This is a genomic window from Enterobacter sp. CGMCC 5087, assembly GCF_003144775.1.
In the GTDB taxonomy this organism is placed as follows: domain Bacteria; phylum Pseudomonadota; class Gammaproteobacteria; order Enterobacterales; family Enterobacteriaceae; genus Enterobacter; species Enterobacter cloacae_M.
Genome location: NZ_QFXN01000032.1, coordinates 1 through 5252 on the forward strand (window position 1 = coordinate 1; position 5252 = coordinate 5252).

6 protein-coding genes are annotated in these 5252 nt (G+C 58.8%); 4 read left to right on the forward strand and 2 right to left on the reverse strand.

Annotated elements, in window-relative coordinates; genetic code table 11:
- Positions 1-166: 166 nt before the first annotated feature.
- Positions 167-1192, reverse strand: coding sequence for an LLM class flavin-dependent oxidoreductase (locus DEO48_RS02905; RefSeq protein ID WP_109844320.1), 1026 nt, complete (start codon positions 1190-1192; stop codon positions 167-169).
- Between the two features lie 178 nt (positions 1193-1370).
- Here DEO48_RS02905 and yajD point away from each other — a divergent pair, with 178 nt between their 5' ends.
- Positions 1371-1718, forward strand: a complete 348-nt coding sequence (yajD, locus tag DEO48_RS02910) for an HNH nuclease YajD (protein WP_003857471.1) — start codon at positions 1371-1373, stop codon at positions 1716-1718.
- A 37-nt stretch (positions 1719-1755) separates the two neighbouring features.
- Here yajD and DEO48_RS02915 read toward each other — a convergent pair whose 3' ends face one another.
- Positions 1756-2541 carry a MipA/OmpV family protein gene (locus DEO48_RS02915; RefSeq protein ID WP_109844321.1) on the reverse strand — a complete coding sequence of 262 codons (786 nt, stop codon included), beginning with the start codon at positions 2539-2541 and terminating at the stop codon, positions 1756-1758.
- A 124-nt stretch (positions 2542-2665) separates the two neighbouring features.
- Between DEO48_RS02915 and DEO48_RS02920 the strand changes: the two genes are divergently transcribed.
- The 3 genes from DEO48_RS02920 to DEO48_RS02930 form a co-directional block, all read left to right on the forward strand.
- Entirely contained in the window at positions 2666-3361 is a 696-nt protein-coding gene (locus tag DEO48_RS02920) for a response regulator (protein WP_029739347.1), read from the forward strand.
- A complete protein-coding gene (locus DEO48_RS02925; RefSeq protein ID WP_109844322.1) occupies positions 3358-4554 on the forward strand; it encodes a cell wall metabolism sensor histidine kinase WalK in 1197 nt (398 codons plus the stop codon). Before DEO48_RS02920 ends, DEO48_RS02925 begins: the two co-directional genes overlap by 4 nt.
- A 78-nt stretch (positions 4555-4632) precedes the next feature.
- The coding region (locus DEO48_RS02930; protein ID WP_146198230.1) for an efflux RND transporter periplasmic adaptor subunit at positions 4633-5252 on the forward strand (620 nt) is incomplete at its 3' end.

The following is a 5252-nucleotide window of genomic DNA, read 5'->3' on the forward strand; positions in this document are numbered from 1 at the left end:
ATCGGATGCGTTCACCGGAGAAAACAGCATTTGCACGCGAAGATGACCCGGCGCAAGCGCCCCCAGCGGCGCGGTTTCAGGTTGCAGAACGGTTTCTGGCTCGCCAAAACGGCGATACCAGAGGGCCAGATTTTCCATTACGATCTCACGGCTGATAGCGGAACGACTACTCGCGCCAGCCCATTGCCGGTGCGACGTGTTTGAGAATAGATTCAATCACGTGCGTATTGTAATCCACACCGAGCTGGTTCGGCACGGTCAGTAATAACGTATCGGCTTCAGCAATCGCGTCGTCCTTTTTCAGCTGTTCAATCAGCTTGTCCGGCTCCGCCGCATAGCTGCGCCCGAAGATCGCGCGCGTTTTCTCATCAAGATAGCCCACGCTATCGCTGTCGTTGCGGCTGGCACCGAAATACATCCGGTCGCGATCGTCCATTAGTGCAAAAATGCTGCGGCTGACCGACACCCGCGGCTGTCGAGAATGCCCTGCCTCTTTCCAGGCCTGACGGTACGCGCGGATCTGTTTTGCCTGCTGAATATGGAACGGCTCGCCGGTTTCATCGTCCTTCAGGGTTGAACTTTGCAGGTTCATTCCCAGCTTTGCGGCCCATACCGCCGTCGCATTGGAACCGGCGCCCCACCAGATACGCTCGCGCAGCCCTTCAGAATACGGCTCCAGGCGCAGCAGCCCCGGCGGATTCGGGAACATAGGCTGTGGGTTAGGTTTTGCAAACCCTTCACCGCGCAGCACCTCAAGCAGCACCTCGGTATGACGGCGCGCCATATCCGATTCGTCTTCTCCTTCCTGCGGGACATAGCCGAAATGGCGCCAGCCATCAATGACCTGCTCCGGCGAGCCGCGGCTGATGCCAAGCTGCAAACGACCGCCGGAAATCAGATCCGCAGCCCCCGCATCTTCAGCCATGTACATCGGATTTTCATAGCGCATATCAATCACGCCGGTCCCGATTTCGATGGTTTTCGTTTTTGCGCCTATTGCCGCCAGCAGAGGGAACGGCGAGCTAAGCTGTCGGGCAAAGTGGTGCACGCGGAAATACGCGCCGTCTGCCCCCAGCTCTTCAGCCGCCACGGCTAAATCGATGGACTGCAGCAGCGTGTCTGCCGCCGAGCGCGTGCCGGACTGCGGAGAAGGCGTCCAGTGACCAAAGGATAAAAACCCGATCTTTTTCATAACCATGTGTCCTGAGAATGCTTTGCGTTGCACCTACTTTACGCATTACCGGGGGAGAATAAATGGCGTTTATTTAACGGAAAGCATCAAATAAATTGACTGAATAGCGTGGTTCGTCATTACGCTCCATAATGCGATATAATCTTCCCCTCTCTTTTCATGGCAGGTAAAACCGGCAATGGCTTTGATCCCCAAAAACTACGCGCGGCTGGAAAGCGGCTATCGCGAAAAAGCATTAAAAATCTATCCCTGGGTCTGCGGACGCTGCTCGCGCGAGTTTGTCTATTCCAATCTGCGTGAACTCACGGTTCACCATATCGATCACGACCATACCAACAACCCGGAAGATGGCAGCAACTGGGAGCTGCTGTGCCTGTTTTGCCACGACCACGAGCATTCGAAATACACCGAAGCGGATCAGTACGGCACCACCGTGGTGGCCGGGGAAGACGCGCAAAAAGACGTGGGCGTCGCCACGTTTAACCCGTTTGCCGATTTAAAAGCGATGATGGATAAGAAGAAGTAATCCTCTCACCCCCTCGCTCACATCGTGCTCTGCGAATTTAAAATGTCCAGGTGATAGCGGCGGTTGCAGACCCCTCATTGCGCCGCATCACGATCGGGCTTTCATTGGCATGGTCGCCAAGCCAGGTATAGTCCGCGCTGAGGACAGTTCCCCAGTGAGCATCGAACTGATGGCTCCAGGTCAGGCTGGTGTCGACGCCATAAAATCCACCCGGCGCTGAATAGCGGCGATAGCCGGTGCGTCGGCTCTGCTGCTCGCTTACCCCATACCAGGTATTCAGATAACGGCTGTCGCCAAACAGGGCCGCAGACTGAAAGGCGACCGTGTCCTGGTTATTTTGTACGGGGATCAGCGTAATGGAAGCCTGATAGCTTGCCCCCTGGCTGTCCGTTAACGGCAGCGTCGCTTTGCCTTCCATACTCAGCCATGGCGCGGCCTGCCAGCCGACGGCAAGGCCGGTATTCAGGGTGGCATCAATGTCTCCCATCCCTTTCAGATTGTTTGCCCCCTCACGCCAGCCAGAATTTTTATCAGCCCTTCCGAAGTCGTAGCCCAGCGTGTGTTCGAAATACCAGCCGCTGTTGTTTTGCATGTCATATCCCACCCCTTTTTGCGCATCAATAAAGAAAGCGCCTTTGCGTCCCTGCAGCACCGGAACCACCTGCCACACCTGCTTGTCTGAGCCTGAGTAACGCGGGGCATACTGCCCCCCAAGCCCGACGGTGAGGGAATCGGACGCGGTGCCATCATCCGCCTGCGCGCCGGAAGCCACGGCCATCAGAAGCGGGACGGACATATACAGGACTTTTTTTATCGCTATCATACTGCTCTCCATACGGACGCTGGCGCCTCCTGATACGGGGGCGGCCACACAACGTTGGCGCAGTATGATTTGGGTGAATCAATGAATCGTCGGGATAGTGTTAAGAAATGGTCAAGGTGAACGGATGTTGTCCAGAAGAGTGCTGATTATTGAAGATGACGCCGATGCGGCCGGCGTGCTCGAAGCCTATTTACGGCGGGAAAATTACGACGTGACCATTACCGGAGACGGTCATTCCGGGCTGGATATGGCGCAGCGGTGGAAGCCCGACCTCATTCTGCTGGACGTGATGCTGCCGGGGCTTAACGGCACCGAGGTGCTGGCTGGCCTGCGTCGTAAAAGCGATGTGCCGGTGATCATGGTCACGGCCATGGGGGATACCCCTGACCGCATTGGCGCCCTGCGATACGGTGCCGATGATTACGTTGTGAAGCCCTATCATCCGGGCGAAGTGGTGGCTCGGGTACAGGCGGTGCTGCGGCGCAGCAGTAAAAAAGAGACGGACGAAGCAATCCTTCGCTGGCAAACGCTGGAGGTGGACGTGGCCGCCATTGTGGCGAGCGTGGATAACGGCGGCGACGCGCCCGTGATGCTCGATCTTACGCCAACGGAATTCTCGCTTCTGGCAACGCTGCTGCGTTCTCCGGCGCACCCGTTCTCCCGCCAGTATTTACTGGAGCACTGTTTGCCGGAAAGCGAGGCGCTGGAGCGCGTGGTGGATACCCACATTTATAACCTGCGTAAAAAACTGGAAGCGGCGGGGATCTCCGGCGTGCTGATCAACGTTCGCGGCGTGGGTTACAGGTTCAGACAGCCATGATTAAAAATCAGCACTCCTCTCTGTGGCGCTGGATTTGCGCGCGCATCCTGGCGCTGGCTATCGGCAGCGTGATCGTCATTGCCACCTGCATGTGGCTGCGCTATGCGGTTCAGAACTACTGGATAATGGGCAAAATGCCAGCGGCGGTCCGCCAGGAGTTTCTGACGCTCAGTCAGAACCCGCAGGCCAATCCGGCCCGCTTCCACTCGATTGTGGACACCTGGTGGGGCCTGAGCTATTCCACGCCGTCTATCGCCTCAGCCGACTGGGCCACGGTGGCCCTGCTGGTGCTGGTGATGATCCCGTTTATCGTGGTGATGGGGCTCAAACACGCCCGGCCGCTGGCGCTGCAGTTCAGCCGCCTTCGCGATGCGGCAAAGGATGTCGCCGACGGGCAGTTTGGCCGCCAGGCGGAACTGATCGAGGATGCGCCGGCGGAAATGGTCAGCTTTGCTACCGACTTTAACTCCATGACGGGGCAGCTCGCCCGCTATGAAAAAGAGCTCCGCGCCTCGCACGTCGCGATGGCGTACGAGCTGCGCTCGCCCCTGACGGCCGCCATCGGGCGTCTGCAGGGCATGTTAGACGGCGTGTTTGACGCCAGCCCGGCGCAGCTCGGCATGGTGATGAAACAGCTCCAGCACCTCAACCGCCTCACCGATGAGCTTCACCTTCTCTCGCTTGCCGACGCGGGTAACCTCGTGCTGGAGGACCAGCCGTTTTGCCTCGATGAGCTGATTCAGGAGCGGGCTGCCTGGATCATGCCCGAGGCTGACGCGCATCATTTTCGGATAACGCTTCGCAACCCGCGCACCAGCCCCTTCAGAGGCGATGCGTTCCGTCTTGGACAGGTCGTTACCATCCTCATGGAAAATGCGCTACGTTACGGGCGCGATGGCGGCCACCTTGAGGTGGCGCTGCACTACGCCAGCGGGCATTACACCCTCGAATTTACCGATGACGGGCCGGGCGTCTCGCACCAGTTCTTACCGGAAATGTTTAAACGCTTTAGCCGCGAGGAGCAGTCCCGCGCGCGGCATTCCGGCGGCAGCGGCCTCGGTTTGTCCATCGCCCGGGCGATTTGCGAGGCGCATGGGGGTGAGATTAGCGCGTCACTGCCGGAAACCGGCGGCCTCGCCGTGCGCATTTTATTGCCCTGGCATCCGTCCGGTAATGAAAATCTTCACTCTTGATAAAGCCTTGACAGAACGTCGAATCTTTCTCGACGTAGCGCGCATTTAATAACGCCATTCCCTTTATGGAGCGGCGTTATGTCAGACGAATTCTTTCTCTCCCTCCGCCACTGCCTGCATCATTTGTACGGCGTGGCGCGCACCCTTTCCTGGCTGCATTTTCTTCCCCTGGCCCTGCTTGCGCTGGCGATTTTTCCGCTGACCGGCTGCGGTGATAAACACGAAAATAAGCCCGCCCCTGCACGAGCGGTACGCTACGTCGTCGTTGGCACCGCCCAGACCCTTCCCGCGCTGGAAAGAACCGGTGAGATCCATGCCCGCGATGAAACGACCCTGAGCTTTCGGACCGGGGGCCGGATACTGACGCGCAGCGTTGATATTGGCGACCGGGTCACTGCCGGACAGCTGCTGGCCACGCTTGACAATACAACCGGGAAAAACCAGCTCGACGGCGCGGCGGCCGACTATGAAGGTGCTAAAGCCTCGGCGCAGGTCGCCGCGCTTAACGTCAGTCGAATGCAAAAGCTCATGCCAACGGGTGCAATAGCCCGCACGCAGCTCGACAGCGCGCGTGCGGACTGGCTTGTCGCCCGCGCGCGCTTAAAAAGCAGCGAGGCCGCGTGGCGAAATGCCCGCGAAAGCCTCGGCTGGACGCGCCTGATCGCGCCGCAGGCGGGCGTCATCACCGCCGGGAACGC